We start from the raw sequence: 15,437 nt of genomic DNA, 5'->3' as shown, positions 1-15,437 counted from the left end.
TGGCCGTCGGTCACGGCGTGGCTGCGCCGCAGTCGGGCAGGTTCAGCTCTACAAGATCATTCAGCGCTATATCTCGCCACCCCTCGGGTATGCACCCGGTCAACTGGTTTTCGTGGAGACCCAGCACCGTCAGGTTGGATAGGTTGCCCAGCTCGGGCGGAATCTCGCCCGTCAACCGATTGTCGAAGAGAAACAGCTTTGTCAGGTTGGATAGGTGGCCCAGCTCGGGCGGAATCTCGCCCGTCAACTGGTTTTCGTGGAGACCCAGCTCCGTCAGGTTGGACAGGTTGCCCAGCTCAGGCGGAATCTCACCCGTCAACTGGTTTTCGTGGAGACCCAGCTCCGTCAGGTTGGACAGGTTGCCCAGCTCAGGCGGAATCTCACCCGTCAACTGGTTGGAGCTGAGATACAGAAACGTCAGGTTGGATAGGTGGCCCAGCTCAGGCGGAATCGCGCCCGTCAACCGGTTGCTATCGAGATCCAGCCCCGTCAGGTTGGACAGGTGGCCCAGCTCAGACGGAATCGCGCCCGTCAACCGGTTTTTGCCGAGCGTCAGCCCCGTCAGGCTGGACAGGCGGCCCAGCTCAAGCGGAATCTCACCCCTCAACTGGTTGTCGTGGAGAACCAGCTCCGTCAGGTTGGATAGGTGGCCCAGCTCGGGCGGAATCTCGCCCGTCAACCGATTGTCGTGGAGACCCAGCTCCGTCAGGTTGGATAGGTGGCCCAGCTCGGGCGGAATCTCGCCCGTCAACTGGTTTTCGTGGAGACCCAGCTCCGTCAGGTTGGACAGGTGGCCCAGCTCGGGCGGAATCTCGCCCGTCAACTGGTTTTCGTGGAGACCCAGCTCCGTCAGGTTGGACAGGTGGCCCAGCTCAGGCGGAATCTCACCCGTCAACTGGTTGGAGCTGAGATACAGAAACGTCAGATTGGATAGGTGGCCCAGCTCAGGCGGAATCGCGCCCGTCAACCGGTTGCTATCGAGATCCAGCCCCGTCAGGTTGGACAGGTGGCCCAGCTCAGACGGAATCGCGCCCGTCAACCGGTTTTTGCCGAGCGTCAGCCCCGTCAGGCTGGACAGGCGGCCCAGCTCAAGCGGAATCTCACCCCTCAACTGGTTGTCGTGGAGAACCAGCTCCGTCAGGTTGGATAGGTGGCCCAGCTCAGGCGGAATCTCACCCCTCAACTGGTTGGAGCTGAGAACCAGCTCCGTCAGGTTGGACAGGTGGCCCAGCTCAGGCGGAATCTCACCCCTCAACTGGTTGGAGCTGAGAACCAGCTCCGTCAGGTTGGATAGGTGGCCCAGCTCAGGCGGAATCTCACCCGTCAACTGGTTGGAGCTGAGATACAGCAACGTCAGGTTGGATAGGTGGCCCAGCTCAGGTGGAATCGCGCCCGTCAACTGGTTGTCGTGGAGATCCAGCTCCGTCAGGTTGGATAGGTGGCCCAGCTCAGGCGGAATCTCACCCGTCAACTGGTTGGAGCTGAGATACAGCAACGTCAGGTTGGATAGGTGGCCCAGCTCAGGTGGAATCGCGCCCGTCAACTGGTTGTCGTGGAGATCCAGCCCCGTCAGGTTGGATAGGTGGCCCAGCTCAGGCGGAATCGCGCCCGTCAACTGGTTGTCGTGGAGAGCCAGCTCCGTCAGGTCGGATAGGTGGCCCAGCTCAGGCGGAATCTCACCCGTCAACGGATTGGAGCTGAGATACAGCCACGTCAGATTGGATAGGTGGCCCAGCTCAGGTGGAATCGCGCCCGTCAACTGGTTGTCGTCGAGAAGCAACTCCGTCAGGTTGGATAGGCGGCCTAGCTCAGGTGGAATCTCGCCCGTCAACCGGTTGTCGTGGAGATGCAGCTCGACGACGCGGCCGTTGCTGTTCGTGGTGACGCCGTGCCACTCGCCGACGGGCCTGTCGCTCAGCCAGTTCGCGTTGGCGCCCCAGGTTGCGCCACCCGTGCTGTTGTACAAAGCGACCAGCACGGCCCGGTCCGGGTCGGATTGCTCAACAGCGGGGTTCGCCTCTGGCTGCCCCGCGGCAGCCGGCGCGGTGGGCTCATCCTCGCCAACGCATGCCGCCAGGAGCATCGCCAATATGGCGGCAAGCGCCACCATGGTGGCGACCGGGGCAAGAACGCCCAAGGTCCGACGTGATCGCATGGGTCCGGCGCGTGCGCGGACGTCACCAGCGCCATCTGCGAAGGGGTCAGTCGAATCCCAGATGCTGCCTGCTGTCGGTGCAGCAAGCTGTCGCTCCGGTGAACGTCTCCGACGTGACGCTGGCGCGCCGTCGAATGGGTTCGTCATGGTCGCATCGTTCTTCGCTGCTGCCTTCTGCCCTTGTCGTCGCCGATGGTTCTTGCTCGCAGAACCTCGGACCGTTCGCACCCGGTCTTCACCGAGACTTGGCGCAAGAATCCACAGGATAGTTCTGGGTCCCGTGCCGAGGGACGTTGTCGATGGTCCCGGAATGGGCTGCGCTTCCGCGGCGGTGCCGGGGGACGCGTACCTGTCCGCCGTGGTGGCCGACGACTCCTGGGTGGCGTACAAGGAGGCGCTCGCCGCCGAGAACTACACACGCAGCGCGTCGCCCCGCCCCCGCAAGAAAGGCCGCCGCCGTTAGTGCTCCGATGGTGACGCTATGGTGCGCGTATGCGCACCACGGTGTCGCTGGATGACGCGATCTACGACGAAGCCCGGCGCATCGCGTTCGAATCTCGCCGGACGCTCGGCGAAGTCATCAACGAGCTTCTCGCTGCTGGCCTCAAGCAGGTTGCTCGACCGCCGGCGCGCCGCCAGCTCGGGCAGCTCCGTGGCACGATCACCATGGCTGACGATTTCGACGACACGCCCGCCGAAGTGCTCGAGTCGCTCGAAGACCCGCTCTGATGGCAACGCTCCTGCTCGACACGAATGTTCTGTTGTGGGCCAACGAGGCGCCGGAACGACTCTCGACTGAGGCTGTGGCGGCTTTGGAGGACCCCGTCAACGACCTCGTCGTGTCGTCAATCTCGGTCGCAGAAATAGAGATCAAGCGCCGCATCGGCAAGCTGTTTCTGGAGCACAGCTGTCAGACCCTGGCCACCCGGCTCGGCGCGAACTGGCTCGATCTCACCGCAGCGCATGCGATGGGCCTTCGAACGCTGCCCTACCTGCACGCAGACCCGTTCGACCGGCTCCTCGTCGCCCAATCGATGATCGAGGGACACACGCTCGTCACGACCGACGAGAAAGTGCTCGCCTACCCGATCTCGACGCTCACCGCATAACGGCCCGCCTCGAAGACGAAGTTCCGGTATCGGCCGCAGCTGTCAGAAGGCGCCGTGAGCTTGCAGCTGCGACAAGCTGGCCGCGTCGTCGAGGCGCGTCACTGCAAGTACGGGGGAATGGGAATTTCGCGGAGATAGCCGTCGGCGTCGAGGTGGCGGTCGCCGCCCGAGGCCCACTCGTCGATGGCGGCGCGGATTTCTGCCTGTGTGACCGCCGGCTTGCTGCGCCGCAGACGAGCTTCAATCATGCGCTCGGCGGCCTCGAACAGATCAAAGACAGTGATGCCCCGGCTCGAATCACGCCCCACAGTCTCAAGATACGGCAATTGCTCCCATTGCCTGTCGCTTGCAGAAGCGCATTACCCGTGATCGGCCGGGCATTGTCAACGGGGTCCTTGTCAATCACGGCAGAATGAGAGTGTGAGTTCACGCCGGTTCGACCTTGCTCCAGTCGAACACTACGCCGGCCAGCTTGGCTAGGACCATGCCTGCGGTGTCGCGCGTCCTGCCGTGGCGACGCATCGCGAACACGGTCGCGGCCGACATCTCGCCTGTCGTCGAGCGCTACCGGCAACTCTGGCCGAAGCGATCGCCCGAACTCGTGATCCGAGCCTACGAGGCTGCCGCACAGGCGCACGAGGGTCAGCGACGCAAGACCGGCGAGGCGTACATCACCCACCCGGTGGCGGTGGCCAGAGTGGTTGCCGATCTCGGCCTCGACGACACCTCGATCGCCGCAGCGCTGCTGCATGACGCCGTCGAGGACACCAGCGTCGAGCTCGTGGCGCTGTCCGACGAGTTCGGCTCCGAGGTGGCGGCCATCGTGGACGGTGTCACCAAGCTCGACCGGGTGCGCTTCGCTTCCAAGCAGGCGCAGCAGGCCGCCACGCTGCGCAAGATGCTGGTGGCGATTGCGAACGATCCGCGCGTGCTGATGATCAAGCTGTCGGACCGCCTGCACAACATGCGCACGATCGGAGCTCTGGATGGCACCAAGCAGGCCGACATCGCCCGTGAGACGCTCGACATCTACGCACCGCTCGCTAACAGGTTGGGCATGCAGCAAGTGCGAGACGAGCTGGAGGACCTGGCGTTCGCAGCGCTGTACCCGAAGCGCTACGCCGAGATCGACCGGATGCTGGCCGAGCGCACACCTGAACAGGAGCGGTACGTCGATCAGGTGCTGACCGAGGTCCGTGAGCAGTTGTCCCGGATGAAGATCGACGCCACGGTGACCGGACGCAAGAAGCACCACTGGAGCGTCTACGAGAAGATGGTCATCAAGAACCGTTCGTTCGACGAGATCTTCGACTTGGTGGGCATCCGGGTGGTGGTGCCCACGATCCGCGACGCGTACGCAGCATTGGGCTCGATCCACGCGACATGGAAGCCGGTGACTGGCCGGTTCAAGGACTACATCGCGATGCCCAAGTTCAACCTGTACCAGTCCTTGCACACGACGGTCGTTGGGCCCTCGGGCACAGCGGTGGAAGTGCAGATCCGCACTGACGAGATGCATCAGCGAGCGGAATTCGGGGTGGCGGCGCACTGGCGCTATAAGGCGGGGCGCAACGGCGCTTCGGCCGCCGAGGCGGACATGCCGTGGCTGAGCCGCCTGGTCGAGTGGCAGGCAGAGTCCGACGACCCGGCCGAATTCATGCGCACCATCGCCAGCGATCTGGGCCACGGTGAGGTGTACGTGTTCACGCCCAAGGGCGACGTGGTGACGTTGCCGACCGGCGCCACGTCCATTGACTTCGCCTACGCCATCCACACCGACATCGGCGATTCGCTCATCGGTGCCAAGATCGACGGACGGCTGGTGCCGCTGGACCGGCAGCTGCGCTCGGGCGACACGATCGAAGCGTTCACATCAGACGATCCGGGAACCCGGCCGTCGCGCGATTGGCTGGAGACTGCGGTCACCCCCCGGGCCCGCTACAGCATCCGACGCTGGTTTGCTCGCTCTGATAGGTCGGAGTGGGTGTCTGCCGGCCGGGAGGCCGTGTCGGACGAGCTGCAAAACGAAGGGCTCAAGGCGTCGCTGCTCATCGAAGGCGACGAGATGGGTGCGGTGGCGGAGCAGTTCAGCCGACCCGACGCCGAGCTGCTCTTCGAAGCCGTCGGCAAGGGCGACATTGCACCCCATTCAGTGGCCAAGCGTCTTGTCGACAACCTGCGCGGCGACGGCGACGGCGCGCAACTGCCGGCTCGCCCCGCCAGCCAGCGCGGCTCACGCCGCCGCCGCTCCGCGGGCGTTCATGTCGACGGCCACGACGACTCGCTGGTGCGCCTCGCCCGCTGCTGCAGCCCCGTGCGCGGTGACGAGATCCTGGGCTTCACCACGAGTGGGCGCGGTCTCTCGGTGCACCGAGCCGACTGCGCCAACGCGGCCGAGCTGGCCACGTCGTCAAATGCCCGACAAGTCGAGGTGGAGTGGGACGAGAGCTGGGCAGGCGAGTTCGCCGCGGCGCTGGAGGTCCGGGGCCTCGACCGCAACCGGCTGCTGCTCGACGTGGTCAACGTGGTCTCGGGCCGCCATGGCCTGTCGATCGCCAGCTGCGAAACGTTCGTCGGCGACGATCAGGTCGCGGTGATGCAATTCGAAGTCGAGGTCGGCGACCCGGTGCTGCTGGATCAGCTGCTGGCGGCGCTCCGGGACGTCAATGGCGTGTTCGACGCGTACCGCTCAATCGAAGGCCTCGCCCGCACCGAGTACTGAGGGTGCGCACCAATTGCTGAGGGCCCGGCCCAGCGGTGGCCGTGCGCCTTGGGCTAGTTATATAGTCGTCAATTGGTAACCATGGTGTGGACGTTGCGACTAGGCTCTAGTCATGGCAAGGGATGAAATGGGCACGCATCATGGCGCATTGGCTGGGCGCGTCGTTGCAGCGGGCGAATTCAAGACGAACTGTCTGCGCCTGATGGACGAGGTGCACGAGACCGGTGCCGAGATCGTCGTCACCAAGCGTCGTCGCGCAGTGGTACGCGTAAGCGCAATCCGAGATGAACGGCCGAAGCTCGTGGGGTCGTGCGTGGGACAGCTTCAGATCCTCGCCGACATCGACAGCGAGCCAGCGATCCCAACCGAGGACTGGGACATGATCGCCCGACCCGACCAGGTGCTCGAGCCGGCCCGGCCGCAGTGAGCCTCCTGCTTGACACCAACGTGCTGCTGCGGTTGGTGTCCGACAGCGACGCACTCAGCAATGAGTTCAAGGACGCGGTGGAGAGTGGTCTTGATGACGGCGAGGTGGCGGTGTCCGCGATTACGTTCGTCGAGACCACTCGGCTGCACCACCATGGCCGCATCAACCTCGGTCAGCACCCGGCGACGTGGCGCCGTGAGCGTCTCGCGTCGGGTCTGCGCGAGCTGCCCGTTGACGGTGACATCGCAGTCGAGTCGGCCTTGCTCATGAACTCGGGATTTCACCGCGATCCCGCCGACCAGGTGATCGTCGCCACGGCCATGCTTCACGGGCTGACTCTGGCGACGACAGATGCAGCGATCCACGACTGGACCGAAAGGACTCGTCTCGTCCAGTTGCTCGATCCAGCAGCCTGATCTCGTCAATCGACACCATCGCTCACGAATGTCGATATGCAATCGGCGCTCCCGCCGCCATTCACCGAGTCGGGGCGATGCAAGCTGAGCTAGGACTGGCGCTGGTCGGGCCGTAGCCTGCGCTGGTCATGTCCGGTACGCCTTCGACGCCTGCGCGCCCTACCGGCGGCGATGACGTGACAGCCGGGAGATCGTTCCGGACGCCCATTGGCACGCACGATCTGGCCCCGCCCGAATCGGGCCGTTGGGTTGCGCTGCTGGGCACATTCATCGACGCAGCGGACCGGGCGGGCTTCGGCTACCTGCAGACGCCGATCTTCGAGGACATCGGCGTGTTCAGCCGCATTGGCGAGGGCACCGACGTGGTCGGCAAGGAGATGTACGAGTTCGTTGACCGCAGCGATAGGCGCCTCGCATTGCGGCCCGAGGGAACGGCATCGGTGTGCCGGGCATTCGCCCAGCACCGTCCGACGACGCCTTGGAAGGTGTGGTACCAGGGGCCGTTCTTCCGCTATGAGGCGCCCCAAGCGGGCCGTTACCGCCAGTTTCACCAGATCGGCGCAGAGACGCTGGGCACCGACGACCCTGATGCCGACGTCGAGATCATCGCTCTAGCGGCCGAGCTCTTCGGTGCCATCGGGCTGCAGCGGGTGCCGCTGCTGGTGAATTCCATGGGCGACGCTGACACCCGCTTGGCGTTTGGCGAGGCGCTTACGTCCTACCTGCAACGCCGGGCTGACGACGTCGATCCCAGCGACAGGGACAAGATCGAGCGCCACCCGCTGCGCATCCTGGACTCGAAACGCCCGGCAACCGCAGCGGTGGCTGCTGAGGCTCCGCGAATCACTGACTTCCTGTCCGGCGAGACGGCCGCCCACTTTGAACGGGTGCGCGAGGGCCTCGGCGCTCTTGGGATCGAACATGTAGTCGAGCCCAAGCTGGTGCGGGGTCTCGACTACTACACCCGCACCACGTTCGAGTTCCGCGCCGCGAGCCTGGACGCCGCCCAGGACACCATTTGCGGAGGCGGCCGCTACAACGGCCTCGTCGAGGCGCTCGGCGGGCCGCCCACGCCTGGCATCGGGTTTGCGCTGGGCATCGAGCGGCTGCTGCTCGCATGCGACGCCGAGGGCGTGTTCGACGTGCCGGCGCAGCGAGCCGAGGTGTGGGTGATCGACACCGCTGGGGGGGCTGTGGCGCGCGACCTCACCCACGAGCTGCGGTCCATCGGCGTGCGGGCCGACCGTGCCTTCGACAACCGGTCCATACGAGCGCAGATGCGCGCCGCAGACCGCTCCGGTGCTGAGATCGCACTCATCGTGGGAACCGACGAGATTGACGCTGGCACGGTCACCGTCCGGCCGCTGCGACGCCCCGACGGCGGCAGCGTTGACCTGCCGCAGCAGACCGTGCCGCGGTCTGAATTGCTGGGCACGCTGCGAGCCGTCTTTGACACGCTGAACGCCCCGGCACCCGCTTCGGGCGACAGCCCAAACCCAGCTTGAATTCCAAAGGACAGACCGAGTGATCACTGGCATGCGTACCGACTATTGCGGGCGGCTCAGCCGCGCCGACATCGGCCGGGAAGTCACCGTGTGCGGCTGGGTTTCCCGGCGTCGTGAGCATGGCGAGCACCTGGCGTTTGTCGACTTGCGCGACCGGACCGGCATCGTGCAGTGCGTCGTAGATCACGCGCACGATCTGCGCTCGGAGTACGTGCTGGCGGTGACCGGGACAGTTCGGGAGCGCCCATCAGATACTGCGAATCCCGACCTGGCCACGGGCGAGATCGAGATCGGCGATGCAACCGTCGAGGTGCTGTCTCGCTCAGAGCCGCCGCCGTTCCAGATCGACGGTCGAACCGACGTGGACGAAATGCTGCGCATCCGACACCGCTACCTGGATTTGCGCAACCCCCGCATGCATTCGAATCTGGTGAAGCGGGCGCGCATCAACGCAGCGATCCGGCGCTCGATGGAGGCCGCCGAGTTCATCGAGATCGAGACGCCCACGTTGGTGGCCTCGACGCCCGAAGGCGCCCGCGACTTCGTGGTGCCCAGCCGGCTGCATCAAGGCCGCTTCTATGCGCTGCCCCAGAGCCCGCAGCTGTTCAAGCAGCTCGCCATGGTGGGCGGGATCGACCGCTACTACCAGATCGCTCGATGCCTGCGAGATGAGGACCTGCGGGCGGATCGCCAGTTCGAGTTCACCCAGCTCGACTTGGAGATGAGCTTCGCCACCGGCGCTGAGGTGCGAGCAGTGATCAGCACCGCAGTGGCAGAAGCCGCCGAAGAGATCACCGGCGTGCGCCCCGATGCGATGCCCGAGATCAGCTGGCACGAAGCGATTGACCGCTACGGATCCGACAAGCCGGACCTGCGCTTTGGGCTTGAACTCGTCGAGCTCAGCGACCTGTTCACCGAGACGGGATTCAATGCGTTCAAGGCGCCCGCCGTACGGGGCATCCGGGTGCCCGGCGGTGGCGACATCAGCCGCAATGCAGTCGACGATCTCACCAAGCAGTGTCAGCGCTGGGGCGCCAAGGGACTCGTGTGGATACGAGTCAGCGTCGGCGAGCCGCTGGCTGACGGAGCCCGCAGCGCGGCAGGCGGCCGGCTGGCCGTCACCTCGCCGGTTGCGAAGTTCATGTCCGACGCCGAGATTGACGGTGTATTGGAGCGCCTGGGCGCCGAGCCGGGGGACATGTGCTACCTGGTGGCCGACACCTGGCGTAAGGCCAGCGGTGTGCTCGGACTGCTGCGACTGGAGCTGGGCCGTCCGCCGGTGAACGAGGGTGGCCTGAACTTCCTGTGGGTCGTGGACTTCCCGCTGTTCGACGACGTAAACGCGGAGGGCCTTCCGGCGCCGGCACACCACCCGTTCACGATGCCCCACACCGATGATCTCGACGCGGTCGCCGCGGCCTCGGCGCGGATGGCGGCCGGTGGAGGCTTTGACGCCGACACGCTGCTCGAGGTGCGTTCTCAGGCGTACGACCTGGTGCTGAACGGCTGGGAGTTGGGCTCGGGCAGCGTCCGGATCCATCGGGGCGATATCCAGCAGCAGATTTTCGACCTGCTGGGCATCGAGCCCGCCGCAGCGCAGGAGCGATTCGGATTCCTGCTGGATGCATTCCGGTTCGGCGCTCCGCCGCATGCCGGCTTCGCCTTCGGCATCGACCGCCTGGCGGCGTTGCTGTGCGGCGAGGAGAACATCCGTGAGGTCATCGCATTTCCCAAGAGCCAGTCCGGCGCCGACCCGCTCACGAATGCCCCGTCTGCGATCTCCGATGTCCAGCTCGACGAACTGGGCCTCGCGCTCGTGCTCAGCGACGAAGAGGACGAAGCATGAGCGGCAGCGATCTTGCCGCGGTGGTGGTGACGGTCTGCGTCGTGATCGCGCTCGTAGTGCTCGTCGCTGTGCTGACTCAGGCGTTCGGCCTGATGCGAGAGCTTCGGCGCAAGCTTGAAGACTTTGATACCAAGGCCGGACCGGCACTGAGCCAACTGGCGGACACCGCCGAGATGGCCCAGGCCGAGATCAGCCGCCTGCGTGACCTGTTGAACGTTGCCCAGAAGGTCGCAGGGCTGGCTGAGTCAGCCGGGGCCGCTACGGCGCGGGCCGCTTCGGTCCCCGTCGACAAAGTTCGTTCAGCCTTTTCCGTTTTCCGGGGCAAACCCTCAGACGAAGGGCGCGAGACTGCTCCCAGCAGTGGGAGCACTGCTGGAAGCAGCGAGAGTACGGAGCGCTGAGATGCTGAAGCGGATGCGCTGGTTGACCCTGGGCGCCGGATTGGGCGCTGGGGCCTCGCTGTGGGTGCAACGGCGGCTGCGGGTGCTCCTGGACCGCTACGCACCAGTACGGGGCACGGCCAATGTGCTGGGCACCGCACGCCAGTTGCGCCGCGACCTGCGAATCGCCTTGCGGGACGGCAAGCGCCAGATGCAAGACGCCGAGCAGCGGCTGCGTGACGAACGTGACCGTCGGTGGACTGAACGCCGCCACCGCCGCGAGGCCGCCTGAGGCGCCACGGAGGCCGCGCAGGCTCATCGGCGGCCACGGAGGCCGCGCAGGCTGATCAGTATCCTTGCTCCGATGCGCGCCGGCGAACTGCGTGAAGCGTTCAGCTCATTCTGGGCAGAGCGAGGCCACGAGGTTCGCCCCTCCGCGAGCCTGATTCCGCACGAGCCGTCGCTGCTGTTCACGGTGGCAGGCATGGTGCCGTTCATGCCGTACTTCCTCGGCTCCGAGGTGCCACCGACGCGCCGCATGGTCACTATCCAGAAGTGCGTGCGGGCGGGTGGCAAGCACAACGATCTCGACGACATCGGCCGCACCAATCGGCACTTCACGTTCTTCGAGATGATGGGCAACTTCAGCTTCGGCGACTACTTCAAGGCTGAAGCCATCCCGTGGGCGTGGGAGTTCGTCACCGAGGTGCTCGGATTCGAACGGGACAAGCTCTGGGTGACCGTCCACGTCAGCGATGACGAGGCCGCCGAGATCTGGCAGAGCGCGGTCGGCGTTCCGGCCGAGCGCATCCAGCGCCTGGACAAGGACAACTGGTGGGCAGCGGGCGATGTCGGCCCATGTGGGCCGTGCAGCGAGATCTTCTACGACCTCGGACCCGACCATGGCCCCGACGGCGGCCCTGCACATGGCGGCGAGGAGCGCTTCGTCGAGATCTGGAACCTCGTGTTCATGCAGTTCGCAGCCGATGGAACCGGCGAGATGACACCGCTGGAAGCGCCCGGAATCGACACCGGCGCCGGCCTCGAACGGATCCTGGCGGTGCTGCAAGGCGTGCCAGCGGCGTGGGACATCGACCTGTTCGCTCCGCTACTGTCCGAAGCCGAGCGCATCTGCGGCAAGACCTACGGCGCAGACCCGGAAACCGATGTCTCGATGCGGATCTTCGCCGACCACGCCCGCACCACCGCGATGCTCATCTCCGACGGCGTGTTCCCCTCCAACGAAGACCGCGGCTACGTGCTGCGTCGCATCATTCGCCGTGCCGTGCGCCACGCCTGGGTGCTGGGAGTGGACGAAGTGGTGATGCCCCGGCTGGTGGACATCGTCGTCGACGTCATGGGCGACCACTACACCGATTTGATTGCCAATCGGCAGTTCATCGCCGACGTGGTCGCCCGCGAGGAGGAGCGCTTCCGGACCACGCTCGCTGCGGGCCTGAAGATCCTCGACGAAGCCACCGCCGGACTCGACTCGGCAGATGCAGCAAACCCGGAATCAGCAAACCCGGAATCGGCCAACCCGGAATCAGCCAACACAGTGCTCGACGGCGAGGTCGCCTTCCTGCTGCACGACACCCACGGCTTCCCGGTGGAGGTGACCGAAGAGATCCTCGCCGAGCGCGGCCTGGGCCTCGACCGTGACGGCTTCGAAGCCGCTATGAAACGCCAGCGCGAGCGAGCGCGGGCAGGTCGTTCGGGCGGCCCCACCTTCGCGGACGAGCGCTACCGGGAGATCCTGGCGCAGTTCGGGCCAACTCAATTCGTACGGGACACGCCGACGGTGTCTGAGGCGCGGGTACTGGCGGTGTTCGAGATAGCTCAACCCGATGATCAGGACGGCGGCGATGACCTCGTCGAGGTGTTCTTGGATCGCACGCCGTTCTACGCCGAGAGCGGTGGACAGATCGGCGACGTCGGGACCATCTCCGGACCCGACGGCAGCATCGAGGTACTCGACTGCACGAACGCGCTTGCCGACCTGCACCGCCACATCGGGCGCGTTCACGGCGAAGACGTGGAGGCCGGATCGCTGGTCAGCGCCGAGATCGACGAAGACCGGCGGGCGGCCATTCGACGCAACCACACCGGCACCCACATCCTGCACTGGGCGCTGCGCGAGGTACTGGGCGATCACGTCAAGCAGGCGGGCTCGCGGGTGGCGCCAGACCGACTGCGCTTCGACTTCAGCCACTACCAGGGCGTCAACCGCGACCAGCTGCGTGAGATCGAGCGCGTTGCGAACGCCGAGATCATCACCAACGGTCGCTGCCGGCACTACGAGACCTCGATGAACCACGCGCAAGCCATTGGCGCCATCGCGTTCTTCGGCGACAAGTACGGCGACGTGGTGCGTGTGCTCGAAGCGGGGGAGCACTCGACCGAGCTCTGCGGGGGTACCCATGTGGCCGCACTCGGCGACATCGGGCACCTGCGGATCGTTTCGGAGTCGAGCATCGGTTCGAACATGCGACGCATTGAGGCGGTGACCGGGCTCGCCACCGTCGAGCGGCTCGCGGACGCCGAGGACACGCTGGATTCGCTGGCTGAGATGTTGAACGCTCAACCAGATGAGATCGCCTCTGCGGTGCAACGGCGTCTGGACGAGACCAAGGAGCTGCGCCGGCAGGTGCGCGACCTGCAACGCGCGATGGCGTCGTCGCGGGCCGCTGAACTGGCCGCCACGGCTGACGACGGCGTGGTCATCGCCGACCTCGGGAATCTCGAGCGCGATGCGCTGAGGGACCTGGCCGTTTCGGTGCGCGACCGTGGGGGCATCCGGGCCGTCGTGCTGGCCTCTGCGCCCACCGCTGGGGGAGTGGCCCTGGTGGCGGCGGTGGATCCGGCCGGCAACCTGTCGGCAGGCGACCTTCTACGAGACGCTGCCCGGACGGTCGGCGGAGGATTTGGCGCGAAAGGCGACCCGCCGCTAGTGGTGGCCGGCGGTCGCAATCCTGACGGCATCGGCGACGCCCTGGCCCAGGCCCGAGTGGCGGCACTCGGGGCTTGAGGCGCCGGGTACCACGGAACAAGACAGGCCAGCTGTGTCAGGCCCGATGATGCGGGCGATCGGCGTAGACCTCGGCTCGAAGCGCATCGGCGTGGCCTTCGCCCCTGCCGATGTTGCAGTGGCGGTGCCATACGAAGTCCTCGAACGCAGCGGCGAACGTGCCCGGGACCACCGAGCGCTCGCAGGTATGGTCGCTGACGTGGGTGCGGAGGTGGTCGTGATCGGCCTGCCGACGTCGCTCGATGGCAGCGAAGGACCGGCCGCCGCTGGCGTCCGGGCCGAGGCTGACGAGATCGCGGCGGCGCTCGACGTGCCGGTGGTCCTGCACGACGAGCGCTTCACGACGGTGACCGCCGAGCGCATCCTCATCGAACAGGGAGTGCGGGGCCCTGCCCGCCGCAAGGTCATCGACAAGGTGGCTGCCTCGGTCATCCTGCAGTCGTGGCTCGATGCCCGTGACTGACGACAGCACCGAAGCCCCCCTCGACGGCGGCGAAGCCAGCCGGGCAACCGTCATGAGAACTCCGCCGGCTGTGCGCAGGCTGGCCGATCGGCTTGCCGGCCTCGTCGGGCTGGCACCGAGTGGCGAGACTCCGGGCGCTGAGCCAGGCCTCGCGCCGGGCCCAGAGATCCCCGACGGACCCGGTTCAGAACGCGCCGGCGGGCATCCCGGGCGGTCGCCGTCTCCCAGAGAACCGGCTGTTGACATCGGAACTCTGCCGGAGACTGTCGGGGGCCGCCGCGGCGTCGACTTCGAGGTGGTCAGCACGAGACGTGGGCCCGGCACTCTCGGCGCGCTGGCGTTCCTCGTGGTGCTGGGCCTCGTCGCCTGGATGGCTGGCAGCCGCGCGTTTCGCTGGGTGCAAGAACAGCTCGACCCGCCGGGTGAGCCCAGCGGCGAGATCGTGCTGACCCTGCCGTTGGGCTCGAGCACCGGCAGCATTTCCGATTTGCTCGAAGAACATGGCGTCATACCGAGCTCTCGGGCCTACGAGTGGTATGTGAGGTTCAAGGGCGGCCCGGCGTTCCAGGCCGGGGAGTACACGTTCCAGTCCAACTCGTCGGTCACCGAGACGCTGTCGGTGCTCGAAGCCGGGCCGGGCCGGGTCGCGCAAGCCCTCCAGCTGCCGCTCACGATTCCCGAAGGCCTGACAATCGCGCAGATGGTCGAGATGTTTGACGAGGTGGAGGGCCTGAGCTTCAGCGGCAGGGACTTCGGTGAGGCGGTGCGCTCCCGGCCCGTCTTGTCACTGGTGGCGCCGGTGCCGCGCGTGCTGCCCGACGGGGTCATCGATCCGGCCGAGGGGCAGCTCTTCGCTGACACGTACTTCTACGACTCCCAGACGAGCGCTGAGCAGCTCGTGGCGCTCATGGTCGACCGGCTCGATGCCGTGCTGACCGATTTGGTCTACGACGATGCCCCGCGCCGGGTGGGACTGACGCCATACGAGGCGCTGATCGTGGCCAGCATGATCGAGCGCGAGGCCCAGCGTCCGCAAGACCGGGCCAAGGTGGCCCGGGTGATCTACAACCGCCTGGCGCGAGGTTGGTCGCTCGGCCTTGATGCCACCGTCGTGTACGCGGTGGGCACCCAGGAACTGACCGCCGAGCTGCTGGCGGTCAACTCGCCGTACAACACCCGGGTGCTCGTGGGGCTGCCGCCCACACCGATTGCAGCGCCAGGGCGTGCGTCGCTCGAAGCGGCGCTGAATCCGCAGGACGGGCCGTGGATGTACTTCGTGCTGACGTCGGAAGACGGCACCCTGTCGTTCTCCGAGACCGACGAGGAGTTCCAGCGCGACAAGGCTGTGTGCGTCGAATTGGGTCTCTGCGGGTAAGTCGCGTCGGG

15 protein-coding genes are annotated in these 15,437 nt (G+C 66.1%); 13 read left to right on the top strand and 2 right to left on the bottom strand.

Annotated features, from left to right (window positions below):
* Window positions 1-10 precede the first annotated feature (10 nt).
* Window positions 11-2,155 (bottom strand): leucine-rich repeat domain-containing protein, encoded by a 2,145-nt coding sequence (locus tag ACOOHB_RS08025; RefSeq protein WP_420444269.1) that lies wholly within the window; start codon window positions 2,153-2,155, stop codon window positions 11-13.
* Window positions 2,156-2,435: 280 nt separating this feature from the next.
* Here ACOOHB_RS08025 and ACOOHB_RS08020 point away from each other — a divergent pair, with 280 nt between their 5' ends.
* From ACOOHB_RS08020 to ACOOHB_RS08010, 3 genes are read left to right on the top strand one after another with little or no spacing between them, the layout of a single operon-like run.
* Window positions 2,436-2,618: a hypothetical protein gene (locus tag ACOOHB_RS08020; RefSeq protein WP_420444268.1), complete on the top strand. Its 183-nt coding sequence runs from the start codon at window positions 2,436-2,438 to the stop codon at window positions 2,616-2,618.
* A gap of 29 nt (window positions 2,619-2,647) precedes the next feature.
* Window positions 2,648-2,884 (top strand): hypothetical protein, encoded by a 237-nt coding sequence (locus ACOOHB_RS08015; RefSeq protein ID WP_420444267.1) that lies wholly within the window; start codon window positions 2,648-2,650, stop codon window positions 2,882-2,884.
* Complete coding sequence (locus ACOOHB_RS08010; protein WP_420444266.1) at window positions 2,884-3,264, top strand: type II toxin-antitoxin system VapC family toxin; 381 nt, start codon at window positions 2,884-2,886, stop codon at window positions 3,262-3,264. The genes ACOOHB_RS08015 and ACOOHB_RS08010 overlap by 1 nt, the downstream gene beginning before the upstream one ends.
* A gap of 98 nt (window positions 3,265-3,362) precedes the next feature.
* Here ACOOHB_RS08010 and ACOOHB_RS08005 read toward each other — a convergent pair whose 3' ends face one another.
* Window positions 3,363-3,572, bottom strand: a complete 210-nt coding sequence (locus ACOOHB_RS08005; RefSeq protein WP_420444265.1) for a hypothetical protein — start codon at window positions 3,570-3,572, stop codon at window positions 3,363-3,365.
* 176 nt (window positions 3,573-3,748) lie between these two features.
* On the opposite strand from ACOOHB_RS08005, the gene ACOOHB_RS08000 reads away from it, so the two are divergent.
* From ACOOHB_RS08000 to mltG, 10 genes are all read left to right on the top strand, one after another.
* The gene (locus tag ACOOHB_RS08000) at window positions 3,749-5,986 is read left to right on the top strand and encodes a RelA/SpoT family protein (protein ID WP_420444264.1); all 2,238 of its coding nucleotides are present in this window, start codon (window positions 3,749-3,751) and stop codon (window positions 5,984-5,986) included.
* Between the two features lie 112 nt (window positions 5,987-6,098).
* Window positions 6,099-6,413 (top strand): type II toxin-antitoxin system Phd/YefM family antitoxin, encoded by a 315-nt coding sequence (locus ACOOHB_RS07995; RefSeq protein ID WP_420444263.1) that lies wholly within the window; start codon window positions 6,099-6,101, stop codon window positions 6,411-6,413.
* Window positions 6,410-6,829 carry a type II toxin-antitoxin system VapC family toxin gene (locus ACOOHB_RS07990; RefSeq protein WP_420444262.1) on the top strand — a complete coding sequence of 140 codons (420 nt, stop codon included), beginning with the start codon at window positions 6,410-6,412 and terminating at the stop codon, window positions 6,827-6,829. The genes ACOOHB_RS07995 and ACOOHB_RS07990 overlap by 4 nt, the downstream gene beginning before the upstream one ends.
* A gap of 128 nt (window positions 6,830-6,957) precedes the next feature.
* Window positions 6,958-8,334 (top strand): histidine--tRNA ligase, encoded by a 1,377-nt coding sequence (gene hisS, locus ACOOHB_RS07985; protein ID WP_420444261.1) that lies wholly within the window; start codon window positions 6,958-6,960, stop codon window positions 8,332-8,334.
* Window positions 8,335-8,365: 31 nt separating this feature from the next.
* Window positions 8,366-10,180, top strand: coding sequence for an aspartate--tRNA ligase (aspS, locus tag ACOOHB_RS07980; RefSeq protein ID WP_420444684.1), 1,815 nt, complete (start codon window positions 8,366-8,368; stop codon window positions 10,178-10,180).
* A complete protein-coding gene (locus tag ACOOHB_RS07975; protein WP_420444260.1) occupies window positions 10,177-10,581 on the top strand; it encodes a hypothetical protein in 405 nt (134 codons plus the stop codon). The genes aspS and ACOOHB_RS07975 overlap by 4 nt, the downstream gene beginning before the upstream one ends.
* 1 nt (window position 10,582) lies before the next feature.
* A complete protein-coding gene (locus ACOOHB_RS07970; protein WP_420444259.1) occupies window positions 10,583-10,852 on the top strand; it encodes a hypothetical protein in 270 nt (89 codons plus the stop codon).
* 72 nt (window positions 10,853-10,924) lie between these two features.
* On the top strand, window positions 10,925-13,588 hold the full coding sequence (alaS, locus tag ACOOHB_RS07965) for an alanine--tRNA ligase (protein ID WP_420444258.1): 2,664 nt from the start codon (window positions 10,925-10,927) through the stop codon (window positions 13,586-13,588).
* 34 nt (window positions 13,589-13,622) lie between these two features.
* Window positions 13,623-14,051 (top strand): Holliday junction resolvase RuvX, encoded by a 429-nt coding sequence (gene ruvX, locus ACOOHB_RS07960; RefSeq protein ID WP_420444257.1) that lies wholly within the window; start codon window positions 13,623-13,625, stop codon window positions 14,049-14,051.
* On the top strand, window positions 14,038-15,426 hold the full coding sequence (gene mltG / locus ACOOHB_RS07955) for an endolytic transglycosylase MltG (protein WP_420444256.1): 1,389 nt from the start codon (window positions 14,038-14,040) through the stop codon (window positions 15,424-15,426). Before ruvX ends, mltG begins: the two co-directional genes overlap by 14 nt.
* Window positions 15,427-15,437 lie beyond the last annotated feature (11 nt).

This window comes from Candidatus Poriferisodalis sp. (genome assembly GCF_965215815.1).
Lineage (GTDB): Bacteria > Actinomycetota > Acidimicrobiia > Acidimicrobiales > Poriferisodalaceae > Poriferisodalis.
The sequence above is the reverse complement of the archived record's forward strand: the minus strand, read 5'-3'. Positions and strand labels throughout refer to the sequence as shown.